General features: G+C 34.8%; 1 protein-coding gene. It reads right to left on the bottom strand.

The genetic code is table 11. The features are described 5' to 3' along the window. On the bottom strand, window positions 1-469 hold a 469-nt coding region (locus DF216_RS10390; protein ID WP_129326780.1), incomplete at both ends, for a CHAP domain-containing protein.

Genomic DNA, 469 nt, shown 5'->3' with positions numbered 1-469 from the left:
GCACTAAAGTTCATTTCAGATACTAAAATACTTCCATTACTATTGACGCGTTCTACAAATGCAACATGACCATAGTAGCCAGCATCTGATTGAGCAATTGATCCTACAGTAGGATGATAATCAATTCTATAGCCATCTCTTGCAGCTGCATTATCCCAGTTATTTGCATTCCACCAATATGTACTAATACCTTTACCGATTTGAGCACGACGATTAAAGACATGCCATGTACATTGACCCCAATCATATAAATTTCTATGATTAAAAATCGGTGTATGATAATAATAATTTGATGATGAACTTGTACTATTTGTATTACTACTTGATGATGCTGTGCCGCTTACGCGTAATGTTTGACCTGGGTAAATAAAGAAATTATTTAACCCATTTAAACGCATAATATTTTGATATGTCGTATTATATTTCCAAGCGATGCCCGATAATGAATCACCGTAACGCACAGTATAGT

The organism is Streptococcus oralis (assembly GCF_004127215.1).
Lineage (GTDB): Bacteria > Bacillota > Bacilli > Lactobacillales > Streptococcaceae > Streptococcus > Streptococcus oralis_BD.
Note: the sequence above shows the minus strand (reverse complement) of the source record. Positions and strands in the feature narration are given on the sequence as shown.